This window comes from Aquabacterium sp. (assembly GCF_030652515.1).
GTDB lineage: Bacteria > Pseudomonadota > Gammaproteobacteria > Burkholderiales > Burkholderiaceae_C > Aquabacterium.
The window spans coordinates 1-21,241 of record NZ_JAUSAR010000142.1; the positions used below are offsets into that span (position 1 = coordinate 1).

A 21,241-nucleotide genomic window follows, 5' to 3' on the forward strand; every position below is an offset into this window, starting at 1 on the left:
CCATCGCCCGCAAGGGCCTGAAGGCCCTTTTTGCGCCTGTTTTATGGCTGGCCGTGCTGGCCGCATGGTTCGTCTCAGAGCTAGGGCAGGCCCGCGATCATGCAGTTATGGCCTCAAATTGAATTTTGCAAGGCCGACTAAAGACGGTCTCGACCACCGGGGACAGGGCATCCACCCCGGTGGGTTTGATTCAACCGTTTGACGAACACTCTGCAATATCAACCCACTGCGCTTCGATCAAATGAGCCAAACGCATCGGCGCGATTAGCACCGCTGCATTCACGGCGCCTGCCGCCGGTAGGACCACTTCGAACCGCTTCAACGACACGTCCGCGAACACGCGCAACGGTTGCGGCAAGCCAAACGGGCACACCCCACCCACCGGGTGGCTGGTCCACTGCACCACCTCCTCGGCATTCAGCATCTTGCCCTTGCTGCCAAAGTGTTCCTTGAAGCGCCGGTTGTCCAGGCGGCAATCACCGCCCATCACCAGCAGGATCACCTCGTCCTTCAGCCACAGTGATAGCGTCTTGGCGATCTGCGCGGGCGCCACGCCGTGCACGCGGGCCGCGTCCAGCACGGTGGCGGTGGGCTCTGGCGTTTGCAGGATGGTGATGTCGGGCGCGTGTTGATTGAGGAAGGCTTGGACGGATTGCAGGCTCATGCGCGCATTGTGGCCCGCCGGGCAATGCCGAGACCGATGGCCCAACTGGTGCGCTCAAGGAGCGCTTGGCTGTGCTTTGGAAGTGCTGCGAGCAGGTATTCAACAAGGTGCGGACAGTGGGCAAGCTATTGCACGGTGTTGAACTTGCGCCTCTGCTTAAATGCGCAATTCGCGTAAAACCTCTGGGTGGGCGACAGCCACACGAAGCAGCATTTTGGCTGCTCCAGTGGGAGATCTGCGACCTTGCTCCCAGTCTTGAAGCGTGCGAGCCGACACGCCAAGCAACAAGGCGAATGCTTGCTGAGAAAGGCCCATTTTTGCTCTTGCTTCGGCGGCTTCGGGTAGCTTGACCTGAGTGGTGCGTGCGGCTTCGCCGCGTTTCATCTGCTGAACTGACTCAAGCAGATCGCGTTGGAATTTTTCCATTTCAGATGGCATCTTCGACTCCTTGCTTCAACTCCCCCAAAAATGACGTGGGGAGGTTGTCGAATTTGGCTTTTTTATAGACGATCAAAAGCCAAACGATTTCGGTGCTCGCGTTGAAATACACCACTCTGGCTCCCCCGCGTTTACCTTGCCCTGCAGAACTCCAACGAACCTTTCGACAGCCACCGCTGCCTCGGATAACGTCACCTGCCTCAGGATTGGCGGCGATCCAATTGATGAACTCAACGCGCTCGACTTCCGACCAGACTTCGCTGGCATAGCGCTGGAAGATAGCGGTTTCAGCAACTGTTCTCACAGACGAATTGTACGGCATTGCCGTATTTTTGCAAGTACTGCTGCGCCACATCCACCCATTCCGCCTCAACCAATTGCGCCAAGGCTCATGCGTGCATTGTGGCCAACACTACCTTTGCACTTGACGCTTCGTACTGATTAACGTACGCTTTTCAGCCTAGGAGTTCATCATGCAAACACTGACTGCCAGCGAAGCCCGCGCGAACCTCTATCGCCTGATGGATGAAACGGCGGAGTCACACCAGCCCATCACCATCACTGGCAAGCGCCATGACGTGGTGCTTCTGGCGGCAGAAGATTGGCAGGCCATTCAGGAAACCCTCCATCTGCTCTCGGTGCCGGGCATGCGCGAGTCCATCAAAGAAGGCATGGCCGAATCTGTCGAAGACAGCGCCAAGGAGCTTGACTGGTGAGTTGGGAAGTCGTCTACGCCAAGCACGCGCAAAAGGACGCTCAGAAGCTGGTTGCCAGTGGCCTGAAGGCCAAAACCCAAGAGTTGTTGGCCGTCATCAAAGAGAACCCCTTTCAAAATGCGCCGCCGTACGAGAAGCTGGTGGGCGATCTAACGGGAGCCTACTCGCGGCGGATCAACATTCAGCATCGCCTCGTGTACGAAGTGTTTCAAGATCAGAAAACCGTGAGAGTTCTCCGCATGTGGTCGCACTATGAGTGAATCTCAAAAAATGCAAGTGGGCGATGCCAGCCCCAGTGAAGTCATGCGTGATGCGCCGCGTATTTTGGAAGCCCTGCGCGCAGACATTCAAAAAGGTGCAGACAGTGGGCAAGGTGTTGCGGCCGAGACAGTCTTTGCTGAAGTCCGCGAACGCATCGCACAAGTAGGCTCTGCCCAATCTGGCGGGCGATAAAGCCGAACTTGGTGGGCTTCAGCTCATCAGATCAATGCTGCGCCGCTTGGCAGGCCTCAGCCGTTGGTGCTGGCATGGCCGAAGCCGGCAACCCAAACACATGGTCAAACCCCAGGTTGAACAAGAAGGTGTAGACCATGAAGAACACCATCAGCCCCAGGTCGTACACAAACGCATCCCATAGGCTCAGCCCCAACAGCACGGCGAACAGCGGCACCAGCAGCAGCACCAGGCCCAGCTCAAAGCCCAAGGCGTGCGCCGCGCGGCGCAGCAGCCCGCGGCCCTTCTTGGCCTGCCGCGCCTCCCAATACTCGAACGCCGAGTTGTAGACCAGGTTCCACACCAGCGCGATGGCCGACGATGCCAGCGCCGCCATGCCGGCGTACACGAACGAATCGCGCGTTGAGATGAGCGCCAGCAGCGTGCTGCTCATGCAGATGGCGATCAGCTCGAAAAGGGTGACATAAACCAGCTTGCGCTTGAGTCCTTGCATATCAGGGTGCCTGTGATCGGATCGTGGCCGACTGTGGTGAGGCCTCGAATGTATATCTCTGTTTCTGAAGATAAAAGTTAGAATGTTTCAGAAAAATTGATAGACCAGGCCAGCATGAAGACCGGATTTGACAGCGACAACGTGAACCTCTTCCTGGCTGTGCTGGACCAGGGCTCTTTCTCGGCCGCCGCGCGCACGCTGGGCCGCGTGCCTTCGGCCGTGAGCATGGCCATTGCCCAGCTGGAGGCCGAGCTGGACCTGGTCTTGTTTGACCGCACGGGCCGCGAGCCCACGGCCACCGAAGCGGCCAAGGCGCTGGAGCCCGCCGCGCGGCAACTGGCCCATCAACTGCGCATGTTGCAGGGCCACGCCTTGTCATTGCACCGGGGGCTGGAGCGGCGCCTGAGCATGGCCATCGCGCCCGAGTTGCTGACCGCTGCGTGGCAGGCGCCGCTGGCGGTGCTGGCGCAGGAGTTCCCCGCGCTGGAGGTCGAGATCCTGACCGCGCCGCAGGCCGATGCCTTGCAGATGCTGCACAGCGGCTGTGCGCAACTGGCCCTGGTGTTCGAGCGCACGGCCATTGACGAGAAGGAGGGCTTCCAGGAGTTCAGCAGCGAAACCCTCACCGCCGTGATCGCGCCGCCTTTGCTGGCCACACTGGGCGCTGCCAACAAACGCCTGCGCCCGGCCGACTTGCTTGATCTGCGCCAGGTGGTGGTGGTGGGCCGCGACGAGGAGCAGGTGGACCCGCGCCTGCTGCTGTCCCGCCAGGTTTGGCGCACCGACAATCCGCAGACGGCGCTGAGCCTGGTGCAGTCGGGCCTGGGTTGGGCTTACCTGCCGCGCTCGCTGACCACGCCGCACATGGGGCCGAGCACGCTGGTGGAGATTGGCTTTGCCAACATGTCGAATCAGGTGCGCCTGTGGGCCGACGTGGTGTGGATCAAGGAGCGGCCGCTGGGTCTGGGCGCGCAGCGTTACATTGAGCTGATGCGCCAGGCCCATCCGCGGCCTTGAGCTGAACCGGCACCATCCCATCCCACCAAACACCACCATGACCACCAACCCATTCACCCCACCAAGCGCGCCAGTGGCCGACGTGTACGCCGCCGACGAGATTCGATACGTTGGCTTCTGGCCCAGAGTTGGCGCCGCACTGATCGACTCCATCCTCATCCTCCTGGTCACAAGCCCATTGCTGGTGGCCATTTACGGCTTGGCTTACTTTGAGCAGGATGCGGAGGCCAGTTTCATCAGGGGCCCCGCCGATTTCATCATTTCCTGGTTTTTGCCCGCGCTGATTTCCATCGCGTTCTGGCTGCGCAAGCAGGCCACCCCCGGAAAGATGGCGATCTCAGCGAAAGTGGTGGATGCCAAAACAGGGGGCACGCTGTCGGTCGGGCAGTCATTACTGCGGTATCTGGGCTACTTCGTGGCGCTGCTGCCCCTTGGGCTGGGCATCTTGTGGGTGGCATTTGATGCGCGCAAACAGGGCTGGCATGACAAGCTGGCGGGCACGGTGGTGATCAAGCGCTGACATCCCGGCCGCCGGAGGTGCCAAGCTAGGGGTTGTCAGCCCAATTCTTGAAATGACAGACTGATCGGCCCAAGCATCCACAGGGGGATTCAAATGCCATCGCATCTCAAATCGACTGCCGTCGGGCTGGCCTGCCTCGTCTGCAGCGTCGCTCACGCCAACCTGATCACCAACGGCAGCTTTGAATCCGGCACGTTCGCGCCACAAGGCAGCCAGACGATGACGCTCAATCCTGGCGCGACCAGCATCTCTGGATGGCAGATCGTCAATGACTCGTTGGCCTGGATCGGCGTGGGCGATCCGTGGGGGCTGGACGCGCAAGATGGCAGTTTTTTTCTGGACCTGTCTGACTATGCCGCGGGTGCGCCGTTCAGCGGCGTGCAGCAAACCGTGCTGACCACGCCGGGCTACGAGTACACCGTTGAGTTTTACCTCGGCAGTTCTAACCGTTGGGGGCGGCCATCCGCTTTGACGGTGAGCGCTGCGGGGCAGTCCTTCAACTTCGCGAGCCCCACCACAGGCACGAACAACGACTGGCAACTGTTTTCGTTCGACTTTGTGGCCAGCGCTTCAGCGACCACGATCTCGTTCGTCGGCTCTTCGGGCGTGAACTACATCGGGCTGGACAACGTCAGCGCCACCTTGACCGCCGTGCCCGAGCCCATGTCATCGGTGCTTGTGCTGGCGGGTGTGGCGGTGCTTTGCGCCCATCAGCGCAAGCGGCGTTAAGCGAGAGGCGGCGCGGTCATTGCTTGCGCCTGGGGTTGGCAGAGCCACGACGCTGTGTCTTGGTGCTTTGGCCAACATGACGAGCTGTTTTTGCAGCAGGAGCAAGCGATGACTCAAGACATTCAAAGTGCGCCCACTGAAGAAACCATCAAGAGCCTGGATGGGCTCAACATCTTCGTGCGCTCATGGAGCCCGGCCACGGCTCCGCGCGCCGTGGTCGTCATTTGCCATGGCGTCAACTCACACGGGGGCCAATACCTGTGGGCGGCAGAACAGTTTGTGGACCACGGCTTTGCGGTTTACTGGCTGGACCTGCGTGGCCGGGGAAAATCAGAGGGCGAACGCTTTTACGTTGAAGACATTGCCGAATACGTGGGCGACTTGGCCGCCACGGTGAACCTGGCCAAATCGCGTGAACCGGGCTTGCCCGTCTTCTTGCTGGGCCACAGCGCGGGTGGCGTGGTGTCGTGCACCTACACCTTGGACTACCAGGCCGAACTGGCCGGCTTGATCTGCGAGAGCTTTGCCTTCAAGGTGCCCGCGCCCGATTTTGCGCTGGGCATCATCAAGGGCGTGAGCCATGTGGCGCCGCACTTGCCCGTGCTCAAACTCAAGAACGAGGACTTCTCGCGCGAGCCAGCCGCCGTGCAGGCCTTGAACAGCGATCCCCTGATCCACAACGAGATCCAACCGGCGGCGACGGTGGCCGCGTTGGTGCGGGCCGATGAGCGCCTTGAAAAGGAGTTTCCGCTGATCACCTTGCCAGTGTTCATCCTTCATGGCACGGTGGACAAGGCCACGGTGCCCGCTGGCAGCCAGTTTTTCTATGGCACGGTGGGCGCCAATGACAAGACGCTGCGGCTGTACGAAGGCCACTTCCATGACCTGCTCAATGACACGGGCAAGGAGGCGGTCATGGCCGACATCCAGGGCTGGATTGATCAGCGCTTGCCGGTGAGTTCTTAAGCGGCGGCGGGCGGTGCGGGCCGCGTGCACAACCACAGGCCCACGACCACAAACGTGCCGTACACGCCCCACCTCAGCCAATCGGGGATGGGCAGAAACCACAGCATGATGGCGCTGCACGACATCATGAAACAGGCCAGCCATTTGGCCTTGGTGGGCACGGCGCCATGCTCACGCCAGTGAATGATGGGTGGGCCGTAGGTGGGGTGGTTCAGCAAGCGCGCTTCAAGCGCGGGCCACCCTTTGCCAGCGGCCCAGGCCGCGGCCAGAACGAAAGGCACCGTGGGCATCACCGGCAGGAACGCGCCAATCACGCCCAGGGCCAGGCACAGCACCGCCAGCCCTCGCCATAGCCACCGGCGTGTCTCAATCAGCAAAGAGGTCTCCAAAATCGGCCTGCATGGCCAAAGTCTACCTCTGTGGCGTCTTAGACTAAGCCCATGTCCCTGTCCCACGCCTTGATGACCTCCCTGCTTGAGAAATCCTCGTCCGGCTACGACCTGGCCCGGCGCTTCGACAAGTCGATCGGATTTTTCTGGCACGCCACCCACCAGCAGATCTACCGCGAGCTGGCCCGCATGGAAAAGGCAGGCTGGATCGCTTCTGAAGCGGCGCCCGATGGGGGCAAAACGCGCAAGCGCATCTACCGCGTGCTGAGCGATGGCCAGCAGGAGTTGCAACGTTGGGCGCGTGAGCCCGCCGCGCCCATGGACATGCGTGACGAGTTGATGGTGCGCCTGCGCGCCGATGCCGTCGTGGGGCCTTTGGGATTGGACATCGAGCTGGAGCGCCGGCTGGCTTTGCATCAGGCCAAGCTGCAGGCCTACCGCGCCATCGAGCAGCGCGATTTTGGGGCGGACAAGCAGCCCCTGTCGCGCGAGGCGCAGATCCAGCACATGATTTTGAAGACCGGGATCATGTACGAGGAAAGCTGGATCACCTGGTCGCGAGAGGCGATCGCCGTCCTGCGGTTAACCGCCTGATCCGCGCCAGCTGGCGATGCAAGGCCAGCTCACCTTGCGCTGTTTGGTCTGAAAAATGCTTGATTTTGGACAGCTCGGTTGTAGGATCAATCTTGATTTGGGACAGGGCTGGCCAGGCGGCATTGGGAGGACCCATGAAAATTTTCTCGGATCCGGTGAATGCGGTTTACCGGGCGCTTTCATCAAAGTACGCAGGCATCACGCTGGGTGGCCTGATGAAGAACGCGCAAGCCATTGAAGATGAAATCAAGGACATCGTCTACGCAGGCATTTTGAATTACTTTTCAGAATTCTCCAGTTTCCGGATGGCTGGGAATCATGAATTTTTCTTCAATGGGCAGTTGTATTTGATTTCTTTTCAGAATCTTTCCACGGAGCCCAGGCTTGAGATATGCATCCTTGACGTCAGGAAATCGGCGATCAATCTTTGTTCAACGGGCGTGAAGGAGTTCAATGGTGCTGGCTTTTACAGCGGCTTTGAGCTGCAAACGGCTTCAGCCCTAAAACATCACGTTGAACCCATTGCTGATGCAGTTCAAAAAATTTACAAGGCGGCCTATGCGTGGTTGGAAACAGAAATGTTCCGGCTCATCAAGGAGGTGGAAAAAGGGTTTGTCGGCGCGCTTTATCAATACTTGCAAACCATTCTTCAGCCGGAAGGCAAGGCAGATTTGGCAAAAGACATCTGGTTTTCAGTTTTCTCGGACAAGGTGGGGTTTTATGCGCTTGACGGAAAATCGCTTGATAAAATATTGTCCATCTTGAAGGAAAGAAAATATCGGTCCGAAAAAAGCCCCGCGACTCACCTGCTGGGGCTGATCGGGCTTGAAATGCCATCCAAGAAGTCTCTGTCCATGAATGCCATCACCAGAAATGAATACTGTGAATATTCACTTTTGAAAGCGGCCTACGTTTCGGACATGAGTGATATTTTCAAGACCGAAGAGCAGATGACCAAAGGGGGCGCCTATGCCATTTGCCCTCTTGGCTCCGTAGGCGATCAGCAGTTGGTAGCTGCATTCCCATCGACATTGAAGAGTGTGTTGAAGCCGATTTTTGAAAAAAACGAGCCGAATTTCAGAGAGGTTTATAAAAAAGAAGCCAAAGCTCTTTTAAAACACGTCAAGCACATCCAGGCCAGTTACCGGCGGGTAGACTCTGCTGAATACGCAGGGATCGTTGGTAACTTGGCGGGATCATTTTTCAAGCAATACTTTTCTTGATTCTCAGGCAGCTGCGACTACGCCAAAGCGGGCCGGCTGGTGGCAGCGCCACGCGCGATGCGCAGCCCGACCAGGCTGGCTGAGGCAATGCCCAGCACCAGCACGAACGACGCACCGTAGAAGATGCCGCTGGGGTGCCCGTGGTCCAGCATGGCGCCAAAGATGGGGGCTGCCACGGCAAAGCCCAGATCCAGCCCTGAGTAAACAGTGCCGTAGACGCGGCCGGTGGCGCCTGGGGGCGATGCGCGCTTGATCAGCATGTCACGCGAGGGGCCGGCCAGGCCGGTGCCAAAACCGGCCAATGCGGTTGCACCCACGGCGATGTAGGGCGGCAGCCAGCCCGTGGCGGTCAACAGCAGTAGCACGGCGGCCACGCTCATGGCGGCGGCGATGGTGCGTTCCAGCCGCGCCACCCGGGCCACCAAAAAGCCCCCCAACACCATGCCTGCCGCGCCGAACAGCATGTAGCCGGTGACCACGAAGGCGGTGGTCGACACTGGCAGGCCATACATGCTGCCCAGGGCTGGGCTGGCGAAGCTCTGGATGGCGCTGAGCGCGGCCGTGGTCCAGAAGAAAAATGAGAAGCACAGCCACACCGAGGGCAGCTTCAAAAAGGCCATGGGGTGTTCGCTGGCGACTTGCTGTGTGGAGGTGGCCTTGTGTTCATGGCCCCAGCTGCCTTGGCGGTCGTCGATGGCATCGCGGTTGAGCAGCAGCAGTGCCAGCACGCCCAGGCCGATCAAGGCTGTGCCCAGGTAGGCGGTGCGCCAGTCGCCCGCCCAGGTGCTGATGCCGATGAGGAACACAGGCGCCAAGGCCCAGCCCAGGTTGCCAGAGATGCCGTGGATGGAAAAGGCATGGCCCAGGCGAGGTGCGGACACGCGCTTGTTGAGGATGGTGAAATCGGCTGGGTGGAAGGGGGCGTTGCCCAGGCCAGCCAGGGCGGACGCCAGCATCAGGCCGTGGTAACTGTGCGCCGTGGCGGCCGCCAGCGACGCCGCCACAAAGCAAGCCAGGGCGGCCAACAGCACGGGGCGCGCGCCCACGCGGTCTACCAGAAAACCGGCCAGCGCCTGGCCCACGCCAGAGATGACGAAGAACAGGGTGACCAGCAAGCCCAGCTCGGAGTAGTTCAGGCCGAAATCCCGGATGAACAGGGGGAACAGCGGCGGCAGCAGCATGTGGTGGAAATGCGAGGTGCCGTGGGCCAGGCCGATGAGGCCGATGGTCCGGAAATCCTGGGTCGGATTGGGGGTGGTCGTGCTGCTCATGCCCAATTTTACGGGAGGGCACAAAACCGGTGCTTGCTTGGGTCATGCCGCGCAGCACCGGTTCCGTGAAGCATCACCTCATCAAGCCGCCACGCTGAGCGTGGCGCCCGCGCTCTGCGATGAAGCCGCGTTGCTGGCCGCCTTGGCGTATTCCTTCAGCACCATGTCGCTGGTGCCGATCTTCTTGTCGCCATCGGTGGCGGCGGCCTTCAACAGGTTCTGAATGGCGTTCTTCATCTCGCCAGCGGCCCGTTCCTGTTCAGACACGGTGCCGTCTTCATTGGTGTCCAAGGGGTCAATGTCGGTGGATGACGAGCCGCCCGATGCTGGCGGTGGCCCGCCTGCGCCTTTCGGGCCGCCCTCGCCATTGCGCGCTTGCGCGAACGCCATGGTGGAAGAGGGCTCGGGCATGAGGCTTTTCATGCCGGCCTCCATCTCGGACGAATCCAGGCTGCCGTCGCCATTGCTGTCCATCTTGGTCAGCGCATCGGCCGCCGTGGTGGTGCTGCTGGTGCCGGTGTGCTTGGCGATGTCGTCGAGCATGCTTTGCAGCTCGGTGGCATCGACGCCCCCACTGCCATCGCTGTCGACTTTGTTGAACATCTCTTGTTGCCGTGAGGCGCGAGAGGTGCTCATGGCGGACCAGGCGCTTGCGCTGCTGCTGACCCCGCTGATGCTGCTCATGGTGAATCCTTTACTGATAGGTTGAGGTGATTGGATTCTTGGGCGACGATGTCTTCGCAGCATTGCTGCTGTGTACCAGGCTTGGTACACAGCGCCCCGTAGCCGATGAACAGTGGGGCATTTGCACGCTTGTTGAAGCGCTTTGCAGGGTGGTGTGGCCCTAAAGTACTTTTTGGAACCCACCGCCATGAACCAAACTCACCACATCCTGGTTGTTGACGACGACGAGGGCATCACCTCACTGCTGTGCGATTACCTGGCCAACTTTGGCTTTGTGACGCACTCGGCAGGTGATGGCACGGCCATGCGCCGCCAATTGGACGAGCACCACATCGACCTCATCGTGCTGGACCTGCAATTGCCCGGTGTGGATGGGCTGGCCCTGGCCAATGAACTGCGCAGCAAGTCACGGATCCCCATCGTGATGCTGACGGCGCGCGGCAACCCCATCGACCGGGTGATTGGCCTGGAAATGGGCGCCGACGACTACATGAGCAAGCCCTTTGAGCCGCGCGAGCTGGTGGCGCGCATCCACACCGTGCTGCGCCGCGCGAAAGGCGGGCAAGACGACGTCGCAGCGAACGTGGCCAGCGATTTCATCCGCTTTGATGGCTGGGAGTTGCACCGCAGCGAACGGCGCCTGACTTCGCCCAAGGGCCTGGTGGTGCCGCTCTCCAATGCCGAGTTCCAACTGCTGTCCACCTTTCTGAAAACGCCCCGGCGTTTGTTCACCCGCGATCAGTTGATGGCGCAGGCGCGCGGCCGGTCCATGGATTCGGTGGAGCGCAGCATCGATCTGCTGGTCTCACGCCTGCGGCAGAAGCTGGACGACAACCCGCGCGATCCGACCATGATCAAGACCGTGCGTGGCGAAGGCTATGTGTTCAATGTGCAGACGGTGCAAGGGCAGGTGTCATGGGCCGGGCACTGATGGCGGCCAGGCGCCTGATGCCCGCCACCTTGTTTGGCCGGCTGGCCCTGCTGTTGCTGGTGACCGCCTTGATCAGCCATGTGCTGGCCTTGACGATGATGTTCGAGTTGCGGCCGATGCCGCCACGCCATCACCCCGATGACGTGGGCGGTCCCCCGCCAATGATGCACCTGGGCTTGCTGCTGGACATCGCCATCCGCCTGGCCGCCGTGGCCCTGGCCGCGTGGGTGGGCGCCAGTTGGGTGTCGCAGCCCATCAAGCGTTTGGCCCAGGCTGCGCTGGAGTTGGGCCATGACATCGGCCGCCCGCCCTTGCAGATGCAAGGCCCCAAGGAGTGCCGCGAAGCCACCCAGGTGTTCAACCAGATGCAGGCGCAGATCCAGCAGCAGCTGAGCGACCGTGACCGATTCGTGGCCGCGGTGTCGCACGATCTGCGCACGCCATTGACCCGTTTGCGCCTGCGGGCCGAGGGCATCGAACACCCCGAACAGCGGCGCAAGTTTCAGCAAGACATCGTCGAGATGGACGAGATGATCCGCTCTACGCTGGACTATTTGCGTGGCTCCGCCGACCCGGAGGCTTGGGTGCTGCTGGACATCGATGCGCTGGCGGACAGCATCCGCGAAGACCATGCGGCTGGTGGCCACGAGGTGACCGTGGTGGGATCGGCTGCGCCACTCCTGGCCCAGGCTTCGGCCTTGCGCCGCTGCCTGGTCAACCTGGTGGAAAACGCCATCCGCTATGGCGAATGCGCTCAGATCAGGCTGGTCGACACGCCAGACAGCCTGCGCATCGAGGTGCACGACCGGGGCCCTGGCTTGCCCGAAGGCGAGTTGAACAAGGTGATGGCGCCGTTTTACCGGGTGGAGGGCTCGCGCAACCGCCAGCACGGCGGGGTGGGGCTGGGCTTGTCGATCGCGCATGACATCGCGCGGCACCATCAGGGCCAGTTGCAGCTCAGCAATGCCGCCGCCGGGGGGCTGGTGGCCCGCCTGAGCTTGCCCCGCGTCGCCAAGCCTGGGTGACCTCGCCGGGCGCGTACACTTCGCGCCAGTGACTTGATGGGCGAACTGATGCTTTATTCCGTGCGTATGCTTTTGATGTTTGTGCACTTTCTGGTGTCGGGCGTTCTGGGCATGCTGATCGGTGTATGCAGGCCATTCAACCCGGACAACAGCCGCTTGTGCGCGCGCATCTATTCGGTGCCGGCCTTGCGCATCCTGGGCCTGAAGCTGGAGATGGATGCCCAGGGCTTGATGCAGCACCAGCGCTCGTGCGTGATCGTGGCCAACCACCAGTCCAACTACGACCTGTTCGTGCTGGGCAGCCTGGTGCCCGAGCGCACCGTGACCATCGGCAAAAAGAGCCTGAAGTGGGTACCGCTGTTTGGCCAGATCTACTGGCTGGCGGGCAATGTGCTGATCAACCGCGCCAATGCAGAGCAGGCCAAGCAGGCCATGCTGACCACCACCGAGACCCTGCAGCACAAGGACACCTCGATCTGGGTGTTCGCCGAGGGCACGCGCAACTTGGGCAAGGGCTTGCTGCCTTTCAAAAAGGGCGCCTTCCAGATGGCGATCAATGCGGGCGTGCCCATCATCCCGCTGTGCGCCAGCAACTACAAGAACCACATGAACCTGAACCGCTGGCACAGTGGCACGGTGAAGGTGCGCTCGCTGCCGCCCATCCCGACCGCGGGGCTGAGCCTGGACGACATGCCCGCGCTGATCGAGCGTTGCCGTGCGCAGATGCAAGAATGCATCCAGAACATGGACCGCGAGATCGCAGCCGCAGATGATGCGAATTTGAAAGCAAGAGGCGGAGTGCGCGGCCAGCACTGAGCGCGAATACTGAGGCCTTCTGACCAACGATGGGGTGTTGTCATGGGGGATGAAGCGCGCTGGGCCGCTGTGCTGGCCAAGGATCAACAGCTGGATGGCGAGTTCGTGTTCGCGGTGAAGACCACCGGCATTTACTGCCGACCTTCGTGCCCGGCCCGGCCGGCCAAGCGGCAGAACGTTGAATTTTTTGACACCACGGTGCAGGCCGCCAGTGCTGGCTATCGGGCCTGCAAGCGTTGCAAGCCCGATGGGATGTCGCAAGCGCATGCACGCCAGGAGTTGGTGCTGCAGGCTTGCCAGGCCATCGAGCAAAGCGAATCGGGTTTGTCGCTGGACGACTTGGCCACCGAGGTGGGCCTGAGCCCGCACCACTTTCACCGCATTTTCAAAGCGGCCACGGGGCTGACACCCAAGCAGTACCAAAAGGCGGTGCAGGCCAAGCGGGTGACCACGGCCTTGAAGGACGCTTCATCCGTGACCGAGGCTTTGTACGACGCGGGTTTCAGCTCCTCCGGGCGGTTTTACGAGGATGCCGGTGCGAACCTGGGCATGTCGCCCAGCAGCTTCCGGCAAGGCGGTGCGGGCGAGCGGATTCGGCACACGATCGAGCCTTGTTCATTGGGATTGATGTTGGTGGCTGCCACGCAGCGCGGCATCTGCGCCATCGAGTTTGCCGACACCGAGGAAGCGTTGCTGGGGCGCCTGCAAGCGCGCTTTCCAAAGGCGGTTTTCGAAGCAGGCGACCTGGCGTTCAAGCAATGGGTCGCTCAGATCCTGCGCTATCTGGATCAACCCACCGGCTCGTTGGATTTACCGCTGGATGTGCAGGGCACCGTGTTCCAGCGGCGTGTGTGGAAGGCGCTGCAGGACATCCCTTGCGGCCAGACCTTGAGCTACACCGAGCTGGCCCAACGCCTGGGCCAGCCAACAGCGGTGCGGGCTGTGGCCTCGGCCTGCGCCAACAACGACATCGCCGTGGCCATTCCCTGCCACCGCGTGGTGCGCACGGGTGGCGCGTTGGCAGGCTACCGCTGGGGCCTGGCGCGCAAGGCCGAGTTGCTGCGCCGGGAAGGTGGCGAGTCTTGAGCACGGCACTGCAGGCGCGCGTGGCGGCGCTGGATTGGGAGCGGATTCACATGGCGCTGGAGCAGCGCGGCTTCGCCACGACCGGGCCGCTGCTGACCGCGGATGAGTGCACGGCTTTGGCTGATAGCTATGACCACGAAGCGCTGTTCCGCAGCCGTGTGGTCATGGGCCGCCATGGTTTTGGCCGGGGCGAATACCAATACTTTGACTACCCCTTGCCCGAGGTGATCGCCACCTTGCGTGAAAGCTTGTACCCACCGCTGGTGCACGTGGCCAACCACTGGAACGAGGTCATGGGCCTTACGACGCGTTTCCCCAAGGATTTGTCGTCGATGCTGGCGCGCTGCCATGAGGCGGGCCAGATCCGGCCCGCGCCCTTGATCCTGAAGTACGAGGCAGGCGACTACAACTGCCTGCACCAGGACTTGTATGGCGAGCATGTGTTCCCTCTGCAGGTGGCCTTTTTGCTGTCGCGGCCGGGCGAGGATTTTGAGGGTGGTGAGTTTGTGCTGGTGGAGCAAAGGCCGCGCATGCAGAGCCGCCCCCACGTGGTGCCTTTGGTGCAAGGGGAGGGTGTGATCTTCGCGGTGCACCACCGGCCCGTGCAGGGCACACGCGGCAGCTACCGCGTCAACCTGCGGCATGGCGTGAGTGAATTGACCTCAGGCCAGCGGTTCACCATCGGGGTGATTTTTCATGACGCGACTTGAGTGCGTGATCCCCTTGCCGGGCAACTACCGGCATGCCGATGTGCTGGCCTTCCATGGGCGCGATGCGCAGTCCACGGCGGAGCTTGTGCATGGCCAGTGCATCCACAAGGGCATCGTGCTGCAGGGTTGTGCGGCCGTGGTCGAGATCGGACTGGATGACGCTGAGGCGCGATGCAGTCTGTTGATCGATGGGCCCGCTGCCACCGCTTCAATGGCGGACTTTGATGCCCTGGCCAGGCGTTTGCTGGGCTTGCGCATGGACGTGGCGGCGTTCGAGTCCTGCCATGGCGAGCACCCCGAGCTGGGCGCGCTGATCCTGGCCCAAAGCGGCCTGCGCGTGCCCATGGCCGCCACGCCTTTTGAAGCCCTGACCTGGGCCGTGACCGGGCAGCAGATCAACGTGGGCGTGGCGTCTCAACTTCGCCGCAGGTTGATCCTGCTGGGCGGCCGACAGCATTCAAGCGGCTTGTGGTGCCATCCGGATGCGCAGGGCGTGGCACAGCTCAATGAAGCGCAACTGCGAGAGGCCAAATTCTCGGTGGCCAAGACGCAGACCATCCTGGCCATCAGCCGTTTGGCCAGTGGGGGCCAGCTGCCTTTGGATGACTGGATGGCCGTGCCACTGGCCGTGCCCGCCATGGAGGCTGCGCTGTTGGCCATCAAGGGCGTGGGGCCCTGGACCGTCAACTACACCCTGCTGCGGGGCTTTGGCCACGCGGACGGATCGCTGCATGGCGATGTGGCGGTGCGCAATGCCTTGCAGCGCGTACTGGCGCAGGCCGACAAAGTGTCTGCCGCGCAGGCTGAGGCCTGGCTCAGGCAGTTCGCGCCCTGGCGCTCGCTGGTGGCGGCGCACCTGTGGGCTTCACTTCGCTTTGCGGAAGGTTAGGTTGTGGCGGGTATCTGGCCCACCTGCCGTGGGCTTGAGCGCCTGGACGCCATGAAAACGCAGGCGCGATGGGCCGCCCCAGACCAGCACGTCGCCATCATGAAGCGGCAGTGTGCGCAGGGGCTCTGATCGTTTCAGTCCGCCTAGCTGAAAGGTGGCTGCTGCGCCAATGGACACCGACACGATGGGCTGCCCAAGGTCTTGCTCATCCCGGTCCTGATGAAGGCCCAGCGAAGCGCCGCTGGCATAGCGGTTGACCAGGCACGCGTCGGGCTCGAAATGCCCAAACCCTGCGGTGGCTGCAGCCTTCTGTGCCAAGGCCATGAAGCTGTCCGGCATGGCGGGCCAGGGGCGATCGGTCAGTGGGTCGGTGCGGCTGTATTGGTAGCCCGAGCTTGACGATGTCCAGCCCCAAGGGCCGCAGTTGGTCATGGCCACCGACATGCGCTTGCCGCCCCCCACCTGCATGTGGCGGAAGGCCGTCTGGGCTGCGATCAGGTCGATCTGCGTCAGCAGGGCGGCAGTGTCAATGAACGCAGGCAGCAAAAAGAAGCCCTCGGCCAGCTCGATGCAAGGGGCCTCGGGTTCAAACAGGGATGATGGCGGCCTCATGACCGCACAGTTTACGGGGGGCTGGGCCTGTTACTGAAAGCCGTCAAGCGGCATGTTTTCAGTGCGGCGCTCTTTGCGCTTTTCCCATTCGTCGCGGACGCTGGGGTTGGCAGCCGCCTTGGGCGCTTCATCTTGAGACCGGTACCGCCACAAGGTGGTCAGCACCGATGCCGCCAACAGCAAGATGGCACTGCACATGCTGGGGCCGCTGAACCCAAAAATGGGTATCAGGGCTGCGCCAACCAGGGCGTAGATGAAGGGCAATAGTTTGTACAGCGATTCCGGGATCCACATGTCCGTTGCCACGACTGGCCCATTGGTAACAATGTGTTCATGTTCTCAGAACCAGGCAGGCATGGGGGATGTGGAACCCCCTCATGCACAGGGGCGGCGCGAATTTCCAGAACATTAACGTGGGTATGTCACGTTTCAAACGGGGTTCAAACGGTCGCGCAAGTCGGTCAAGGTGGTGCGCAAGGACATCAACTCAGGAGAGGTCATGTCCAACTGGCATGCCACGGCCGGGGGAATGGACTGGGCCTGTTCTTTCAGCGATCGGCCTGATGCGGTCAAGGTGATGCGCACACGGCGCTCGTCCTCCTGATCGCGCTGGCGTTGCACCAGGCCTGCCGCTTCCAGCCGTTTGAGCAAGGGCGTGAGGGTGCCCGAATCCAACTGCAGGCGTTTGCCCAGGTCATTGACGGTGAGGTCGGCGTGCTCCCACAGCACCATCATCACCAGGTACTGCGGGTAGGTCAGCCCCAGGGGCGCCAGCAGCGGCTTGTAGAGCTTGGTCATGGCCAGCGATGCCGAGTACAAGGCAAAGCAAAGCTGGCGATCGAGGCTCAGCAGGTCGTTTGATGGGCTGGTGGGGGTGGCATCTGGCATGACGCTATGGTAGCGAGCAAGCCTAAGCCGCGTCGGGATTGAGCTTTTCGATGGATTCGCTCAGTTCCATCCAACGGTGTTCCAGGGCCTCGACCTGGTCGCTGACGATTTTGAGGCGCTTGCCCTGGTCGGCACGGGCTGCGGCTGACAGCTTGGCGTCACCCAGTGCCGTGGTGAGGTCGTCGCGCTCGGTGGTCAAGGTGGCCATTTGCTGCTCGACCTTCTTGAGGTCGTTTTTCAGGGGTTTAGCCTGTTCCAGCAGTTTCTGGCGGGCGGCTTGGTGGGCCTTGCGTTCGTCGCCCGACGACTCTTTGGCCGCAGCCTTGATCTGCTGTTGCTTGGCAGCCTGCTTGCCTTGGTCGCGCGCCTTCTTGGCGGCTTGGGCTACTTGCTTGCTTTGCTCTTGCAGCCACTTCTGGTAGTCGTCCAGGTCGCCGTCAAAAGGTTGGACACCGCCATGCGTGACCAGCCAGAACTCGTCGCAAACCTCGCGCAGCAGGGCGCGGTCGTGGCTGACGAGCATGACGGTGCCTTCAAAGCCGTTGAGCGCCATGCTCAAGGCTTCGCGGGTGGTCAGGTCCAAATGGTTGGTGGGTTCATCGAGCAGCAGCAGGTTGGGGCGCTGCCACACGACCAGGGCCAGCACCAGGCGGGCTTTTTCGCCACCGCTCATCAGGCCGACGGGCTGGTTGACCATGTCGCCGGTGAAGCGGAAGCTGCCCAGGAAGTCGCGCAACTCTTGTTCGCGGCCTTGGGGGCCCAGGGTGCGGGCCAGGCGCACCATGTGCTCCAGCGGGCCTTCGTCCAGGCGCAGCACGTCCAGCTCTTGCTGGGCGAAGTAGCCGATGCTCAGGCCCTTGCCCTCGGTCACAGTGCCGGAGATGGGTGGCTGCATGTGGGCCAGTGTTTTGACCAGCGTGGACTTGCCCTGGCCGTTGGCGCCCAGGATGCCGATGCGTTGGCCGGGCATGACCGAGCGGTTGATGTCGTGCACGATGACCGTGTCCTGGCCTTCCTCGGAGCGGTAGCCGCAAACCAGGTCGGACATGGCCAGCATGGGGTTGGGCAGGCTTTGCGGTTCGCGGAACTCGAAGTCGAAATCGGCGGCGCTGAGCACCGGGGCGATCTTTTCCATGCGCTCCAGGGCCTTGACGCGGCTTTGCGCCTGCTTGGCTTTGGAGGCTTTGGCCTTGAAGCGCGCGATGAACTTGCTCAAATGCGCGATGCGGTCTTGCTGCTTGGAGAAGGCGGCGGTTTGCTGGCTCATGCGTTCGGCGCGCATGAACTCAAATGCGGTGTAGCCGCCGGTGTAGCGGGTGAGCTTGGCCTCGTCCAGGTGCAGGGTGACCTTGGTGATGGCGTCCAGGAATTCGCGATCGTGGCTGATGACGATCATCGTGCCTTCGTACTTTTGCAGCCAAGCCTCCAGCCAGACAAGTGCGTCCAAGTCCAAGTGGTTGGTGGGCTCGTCAAGCAGCAGCAGTTGCGAAGGGCACATCAGCGCTCGGGCCAATTGCAGGCGCATGCGCCAGCCGCCGGAGAAGCTGTTGACGGGGGCTTCTAACTGTTCCACTGCGAAGCCCAGGCCCAGCAGCAGGGCTTGGGCGCGGGCGGGGGCGTCGAAGTGGCCGACTTCGGCCAGCAGGGCGTGCGCCTCGGCCATGGCGTTGCCATCTTCGGCTTGCTCGGCGCGGTCCAGCTCTTCACGGGCCTGCATCAGGCGTGCGTCGCCTTGCAGCACGTATTCGGTGGCCGGGTCTTCGGTTTCCGGCATGTTCTGGGCCACTTCGGCCAGGCCGCCGGGCTTCAACCACGATGCGGGAATTTCCACGTCGCCAGCATCGGGCTGCAGGCGGCCTGCCAGCAGAGAGAACAGGGAGGATTTGCCTGCGCCGTTGCGGCCGATCAATCCCACTTTTTCGCCAGGGTGCAGGGTGGCACTGGCCTGCTGCAAAACAGCTTTGGTGCCACGCAGCAGGGAGATATTCTTGATGACGATCATGGAAGCGGAGACTCAGGTTCGGGACGGGGATGGCGGCGGGAGTGTAGCAAGCGCGCTTTTTGGGGGAGCGCGAGGCGGGGATGAGGCGCAGGCTGGCAGGGCTCCTATGGTGGCGGTCCACCGCTTCGCGGCGGACTGCTCTGCGGTGCTCGCCCGGGGCGGGGATCGTCCGAAACTCGCCTTCGGCTCAAACAACGGACGATCCTTTTTCCGCCCCGGGCTGCGCTCCTCGACGCCCCCGAAGTCGCCCTGCCAGCCTGCGCCTCATCCCTGATCGCCTCGCTGGTGGCGTGGCACGAAGGATTGGTGGCGTGTCATCAGCCTGTGCGATGGCCGCAGGGACCATGCCACACCACCAGCGGGGCGAAACAAGGGCTGGGGCGGTATCCGGCGGGGCGCCTGGGTGGGTGCTGAGACGCACAGGGCCGAGGTGGGCGCGCGGTAGCGCGCATCGTCATCTGACTGGCCGTGGCTGTTTGAGTGCAGCGGCCGCAGGCCGCGAAACGAGTTCCACGGCCCCACCTCGGCCAGAGCATCGAAGGCAGTCACGCCAAAGGCGGGACCACCCACCTGAAGCCCTGACGGATACCGCCCCAGCCCTCGCCCCGCGCTACCAGCAAAAGCGCACTAGCTTTTGCTGACCACCACAGGCGCAGCAGCAGGCACCCAGGACCCGCCCAGCGCACGGATCAAACCAACGGTGGATGTGGCCCAGGAACCACGCAACTGAACAGCCTGACGCTCAATCGCCAGCAGGCTGCGCTGCGTGTCAATCAAGGTCAGATAACTGTCCTCACCAGCGCGGTAACGCTTGTCGGCCAACTCGGCCGAACGGCGTGCCGACACCACGGCGGCATCCAGCGCCTCGGTCTGGCTGCGCACGGCCGACAGGGTGGACAGCTTGTCCTCCACATCACCAAAAGCACCCAGCACGGTCTGGCGGTAGCTGGCCACCGATTCTTCCAACGAGGCTTCGGCTCGCGTGATGTTGGCTTTGTTGCGCCCGCCGTCGAACAACGGCATCGACAGCACCGCGTTGACCAGCCAGGTCCGGGCATTCCACTTGAACAGGTCGGACAGCTCGTAAGAAGCGTAGCCACCATCGGCGGTCAGGTTCAAGGCGGGGAAGATGGCGGAACGTGCCAGGCCAACGCGGGCGTTGGATGCCATCATTTGCGCTTGGGCCGCAGCCACGTCAGGCCGACGCTCCAGCAGCGCCGAGGGCAGGCCAGCGGGCACCGGGGGCACGACAGATTCAGCAGTCAAAGGTGCCGAAGGTGCGGTGAACACGGCGGGTGCCTGGCCCAACAGCAAGGCCAGCGCGTGCTCAACCTGGGCGCGGGTGCCCTTCAAACCACGGGACTCGGCCAAGGTGGTGTTGTACTCCGTGCGGGCGCGGGCCGTGTCGAACTCGGAGATGTCGCCGGACTTGTAGCGCTTTTCGGTCAACTGCAGGTTCTCGTTGCGCAGGCCGAGGGTGCGGTCCAGCAGGGCCACTTCGGCATCCAGTGTCCGCAGTTGAAAATACGTTTGCGCGACATCGGCTTGCAAGGCCAGCAGCACCGAGCGGTAAGCCGCTTCGGTGGCGGCCGCGTCAAAGCTGGCGGCGTTGACGCTGTTGGTCACGCGCTGAAACAGGTCCACCTCGTAGCTGGCCGTGAGGCCGGAGCGCCAGGCCGTGGCTGGGCCGGGTGAGGTGCCCGCTGGCAAACCCTGGTCCACCGCGCTGGACTTTTGTCGCCCCACGCCAAAGTTGACGCCGACCTGGGGCAGGCGGTCGGCCTGGCTGCTGCTCAAGGCCGCGCGCGCCGCTTTGACGCGTGCGGCTGCTGCGGCCAGGTTGGGGTTGGCCGCGATCGCCTGTTCCTGCAACTGGTTCAGGGCAGGGTCGTTGAAGGCCAGCCACCATTGGCCGCGTGCTTGTGCTTCAGCAGGCTCGGCCGCTTTCCATTGGCCTGGCGGTGCGGAGATCGCGGCATCGGGCGCACCTTCCTTGAAGCTGGCGGGCACGTCGATTTTGGCTTGTGGTGGCGTGGGCGCGGTAGCGCAACCGGCCAGCACCAGCACGGCCAGCAAGGGCGCCAGGGTCAGGCTGGTTCGCATCATGTTGTTTTGGGGATTCATG

General features: G+C 62.3%; 27 protein-coding genes. 15 read left to right on the plus strand and 12 right to left on the minus strand.

Going from position 1 to position 21,241, the window contains the following annotated elements; all coding sequences use genetic code 11:
• Positions 1-190: 190 nt before the first annotated feature.
• The 3 genes from Q7V20_RS16690 to Q7V20_RS16700 all read right to left on the minus strand — a co-directional run bounded on the left by Q7V20_RS16690 (position 191) and on the right by Q7V20_RS16700 (position 1,457).
• Complete coding sequence (locus Q7V20_RS16690) at positions 191-664, minus strand: YbaK/EbsC family protein (protein ID WP_304793669.1); 474 nt, start codon at positions 662-664, stop codon at positions 191-193.
• Positions 665-820: 156 nt separating this feature from the next.
• Positions 821-1,102, minus strand: coding sequence for a DNA-binding transcriptional regulator (locus Q7V20_RS16695; protein ID WP_304793671.1), 282 nt, complete (start codon positions 1,100-1,102; stop codon positions 821-823).
• Entirely contained in the window at positions 1,092-1,457 is a 366-nt protein-coding gene (locus Q7V20_RS16700) for a transcriptional regulator (RefSeq protein WP_304793674.1), read from the minus strand. Before Q7V20_RS16700 ends, Q7V20_RS16695 begins: the two co-directional genes overlap by 11 nt.
• Before the next feature lie 118 nt (positions 1,458-1,575).
• Between Q7V20_RS16700 and Q7V20_RS16705 the strand changes: the two genes are divergently transcribed.
• From Q7V20_RS16705 to Q7V20_RS16715, 3 genes are read left to right on the plus strand one after another with little or no spacing between them, the layout of a single operon-like run.
• Complete coding sequence (locus Q7V20_RS16705) at positions 1,576-1,818, plus strand: type II toxin-antitoxin system Phd/YefM family antitoxin (RefSeq protein WP_304793677.1); 243 nt, start codon at positions 1,576-1,578, stop codon at positions 1,816-1,818.
• Entirely contained in the window at positions 1,815-2,078 is a 264-nt protein-coding gene (locus tag Q7V20_RS16710; RefSeq protein WP_304793679.1) for a Txe/YoeB family addiction module toxin, read from the plus strand. Before Q7V20_RS16705 ends, Q7V20_RS16710 begins: the two co-directional genes overlap by 4 nt.
• A complete protein-coding gene (locus tag Q7V20_RS16715) occupies positions 2,071-2,271 on the plus strand; it encodes a hypothetical protein (protein ID WP_304793682.1) in 201 nt (66 codons plus the stop codon). Before Q7V20_RS16710 ends, Q7V20_RS16715 begins: the two co-directional genes overlap by 8 nt.
• Positions 2,272-2,302: 31 nt before the next feature.
• Here the strand turns inward: Q7V20_RS16715 and Q7V20_RS16720 are convergent, their stop codons facing one another.
• Positions 2,303-2,764, minus strand: a complete 462-nt coding sequence (locus Q7V20_RS16720; protein ID WP_304793685.1) for a PACE efflux transporter — start codon at positions 2,762-2,764, stop codon at positions 2,303-2,305.
• Between the two features lie 114 nt (positions 2,765-2,878).
• On the opposite strand from Q7V20_RS16720, the gene Q7V20_RS16725 reads away from it, so the two are divergent.
• From Q7V20_RS16725 to Q7V20_RS16740, 4 genes are all read left to right on the plus strand, one after another.
• Positions 2,879-3,781, plus strand: coding sequence for a LysR family transcriptional regulator (locus Q7V20_RS16725; protein ID WP_304793688.1), 903 nt, complete (start codon positions 2,879-2,881; stop codon positions 3,779-3,781).
• Positions 3,782-3,863: 82 nt separating this feature from the next.
• Complete coding sequence (locus tag Q7V20_RS16730; protein WP_304793691.1) at positions 3,864-4,301, plus strand: RDD family protein; 438 nt, start codon at positions 3,864-3,866, stop codon at positions 4,299-4,301.
• 93 nt (positions 4,302-4,394) lie between these two features.
• Entirely contained in the window at positions 4,395-5,030 is a 636-nt protein-coding gene (locus tag Q7V20_RS16735) for a DUF642 domain-containing protein (protein WP_304793693.1), read from the plus strand.
• Between the two features lie 108 nt (positions 5,031-5,138).
• Positions 5,139-5,996 carry an alpha/beta hydrolase gene (locus Q7V20_RS16740; protein ID WP_304793696.1) on the plus strand — a complete coding sequence of 286 codons (858 nt, stop codon included), beginning with the start codon at positions 5,139-5,141 and terminating at the stop codon, positions 5,994-5,996.
• On the opposite strand, the gene Q7V20_RS16745 is transcribed toward Q7V20_RS16740, so the two are convergent.
• Positions 5,993-6,373 carry a YbaN family protein gene (locus Q7V20_RS16745; protein WP_304793699.1) on the minus strand — a complete coding sequence of 127 codons (381 nt, stop codon included), beginning with the start codon at positions 6,371-6,373 and terminating at the stop codon, positions 5,993-5,995. The genes Q7V20_RS16740 and Q7V20_RS16745 overlap by 4 nt on opposite strands.
• A gap of 63 nt (positions 6,374-6,436) precedes the next feature.
• Here Q7V20_RS16745 and Q7V20_RS16750 point away from each other — a divergent pair, with 63 nt between their 5' ends.
• On the plus strand, positions 6,437-6,979 hold the full coding sequence (locus Q7V20_RS16750) for a PadR family transcriptional regulator (RefSeq protein ID WP_304793702.1): 543 nt from the start codon (positions 6,437-6,439) through the stop codon (positions 6,977-6,979).
• A gap of 134 nt (positions 6,980-7,113) precedes the next feature.
• Positions 7,114-8,202, plus strand: coding sequence for a hypothetical protein (locus Q7V20_RS16755; RefSeq protein WP_304793704.1), 1,089 nt, complete (start codon positions 7,114-7,116; stop codon positions 8,200-8,202).
• A 17-nt stretch (positions 8,203-8,219) separates the two neighbouring features.
• Here the strand turns inward: Q7V20_RS16755 and Q7V20_RS16760 are convergent, their stop codons facing one another.
• Together Q7V20_RS16760 and Q7V20_RS16765 are read right to left on the minus strand one after the other, a co-directional pair.
• Positions 8,220-9,473, minus strand: coding sequence for an MFS transporter (locus tag Q7V20_RS16760; RefSeq protein ID WP_304793707.1), 1,254 nt, complete (start codon positions 9,471-9,473; stop codon positions 8,220-8,222).
• Positions 9,474-9,554: 81 nt separating this feature from the next.
• Positions 9,555-10,157, minus strand: a complete 603-nt coding sequence (locus tag Q7V20_RS16765; RefSeq protein WP_304793710.1) for an EF-hand domain-containing protein — start codon at positions 10,155-10,157, stop codon at positions 9,555-9,557.
• Between the two features lie 187 nt (positions 10,158-10,344).
• Here Q7V20_RS16765 and Q7V20_RS16770 point away from each other — a divergent pair, with 187 nt between their 5' ends.
• From Q7V20_RS16770 to Q7V20_RS16795, 6 genes are all read left to right on the plus strand, one after another.
• A complete protein-coding gene (locus tag Q7V20_RS16770) occupies positions 10,345-11,088 on the plus strand; it encodes a response regulator (protein ID WP_304793713.1) in 744 nt (247 codons plus the stop codon).
• Entirely contained in the window at positions 11,073-12,113 is a 1,041-nt protein-coding gene (locus tag Q7V20_RS16775; protein ID WP_304793716.1) for an ATP-binding protein, read from the plus strand. Before Q7V20_RS16770 ends, Q7V20_RS16775 begins: the two co-directional genes overlap by 16 nt.
• 75 nt (positions 12,114-12,188) lie before the next feature.
• Positions 12,189-12,929: a 1-acyl-sn-glycerol-3-phosphate acyltransferase gene (locus Q7V20_RS16780; protein WP_304793719.1), complete on the plus strand. Its 741-nt coding sequence runs from the start codon at positions 12,189-12,191 to the stop codon at positions 12,927-12,929.
• A gap of 42 nt (positions 12,930-12,971) precedes the next feature.
• The gene (gene ada, locus Q7V20_RS16785) at positions 12,972-14,015 is read left to right on the plus strand and encodes a bifunctional DNA-binding transcriptional regulator/O6-methylguanine-DNA methyltransferase Ada (RefSeq protein WP_304793721.1); all 1,044 of its coding nucleotides are present in this window, start codon (positions 12,972-12,974) and stop codon (positions 14,013-14,015) included.
• Between the two features lie 50 nt (positions 14,016-14,065).
• On the plus strand, positions 14,066-14,725 hold the full coding sequence (locus Q7V20_RS16790; RefSeq protein WP_370652487.1) for a 2OG-Fe(II) oxygenase: 660 nt from the start codon (positions 14,066-14,068) through the stop codon (positions 14,723-14,725).
• Entirely contained in the window at positions 14,712-15,614 is a 903-nt protein-coding gene (locus Q7V20_RS16795; RefSeq protein ID WP_304793724.1) for a DNA-3-methyladenine glycosylase, read from the plus strand. The genes Q7V20_RS16790 and Q7V20_RS16795 overlap by 14 nt, the downstream gene beginning before the upstream one ends.
• On the opposite strand, the gene alkB is transcribed toward Q7V20_RS16795, so the two are convergent.
• The 5 genes from alkB to Q7V20_RS16820 all read right to left on the minus strand — a co-directional run bounded on the left by alkB (position 15,591) and on the right by Q7V20_RS16820 (position 21,240).
• A complete protein-coding gene (gene alkB, locus Q7V20_RS16800; protein WP_304793727.1) occupies positions 15,591-16,226 on the minus strand; it encodes a DNA oxidative demethylase AlkB in 636 nt (211 codons plus the stop codon). The genes Q7V20_RS16795 and alkB overlap by 24 nt on opposite strands.
• Before the next feature lie 30 nt (positions 16,227-16,256).
• Entirely contained in the window at positions 16,257-16,520 is a 264-nt protein-coding gene (locus tag Q7V20_RS16805) for a hypothetical protein (protein WP_304793729.1), read from the minus strand.
• A gap of 135 nt (positions 16,521-16,655) precedes the next feature.
• Positions 16,656-17,114 carry a MarR family winged helix-turn-helix transcriptional regulator gene (locus Q7V20_RS16810; RefSeq protein ID WP_304793732.1) on the minus strand — a complete coding sequence of 153 codons (459 nt, stop codon included), beginning with the start codon at positions 17,112-17,114 and terminating at the stop codon, positions 16,656-16,658.
• Between the two features lie 22 nt (positions 17,115-17,136).
• On the minus strand, positions 17,137-19,116 hold the full coding sequence (locus tag Q7V20_RS16815; RefSeq protein ID WP_304793736.1) for an ATP-binding cassette domain-containing protein: 1,980 nt from the start codon (positions 19,114-19,116) through the stop codon (positions 17,137-17,139).
• A 627-nt stretch (positions 19,117-19,743) separates the two neighbouring features.
• Positions 19,744-21,240 carry an efflux transporter outer membrane subunit gene (locus tag Q7V20_RS16820; protein ID WP_304793739.1) on the minus strand — a complete coding sequence of 499 codons (1,497 nt, stop codon included), beginning with the start codon at positions 21,238-21,240 and terminating at the stop codon, positions 19,744-19,746.
• Between the last annotated feature and the right edge of the window lies 1 nt (position 21,241).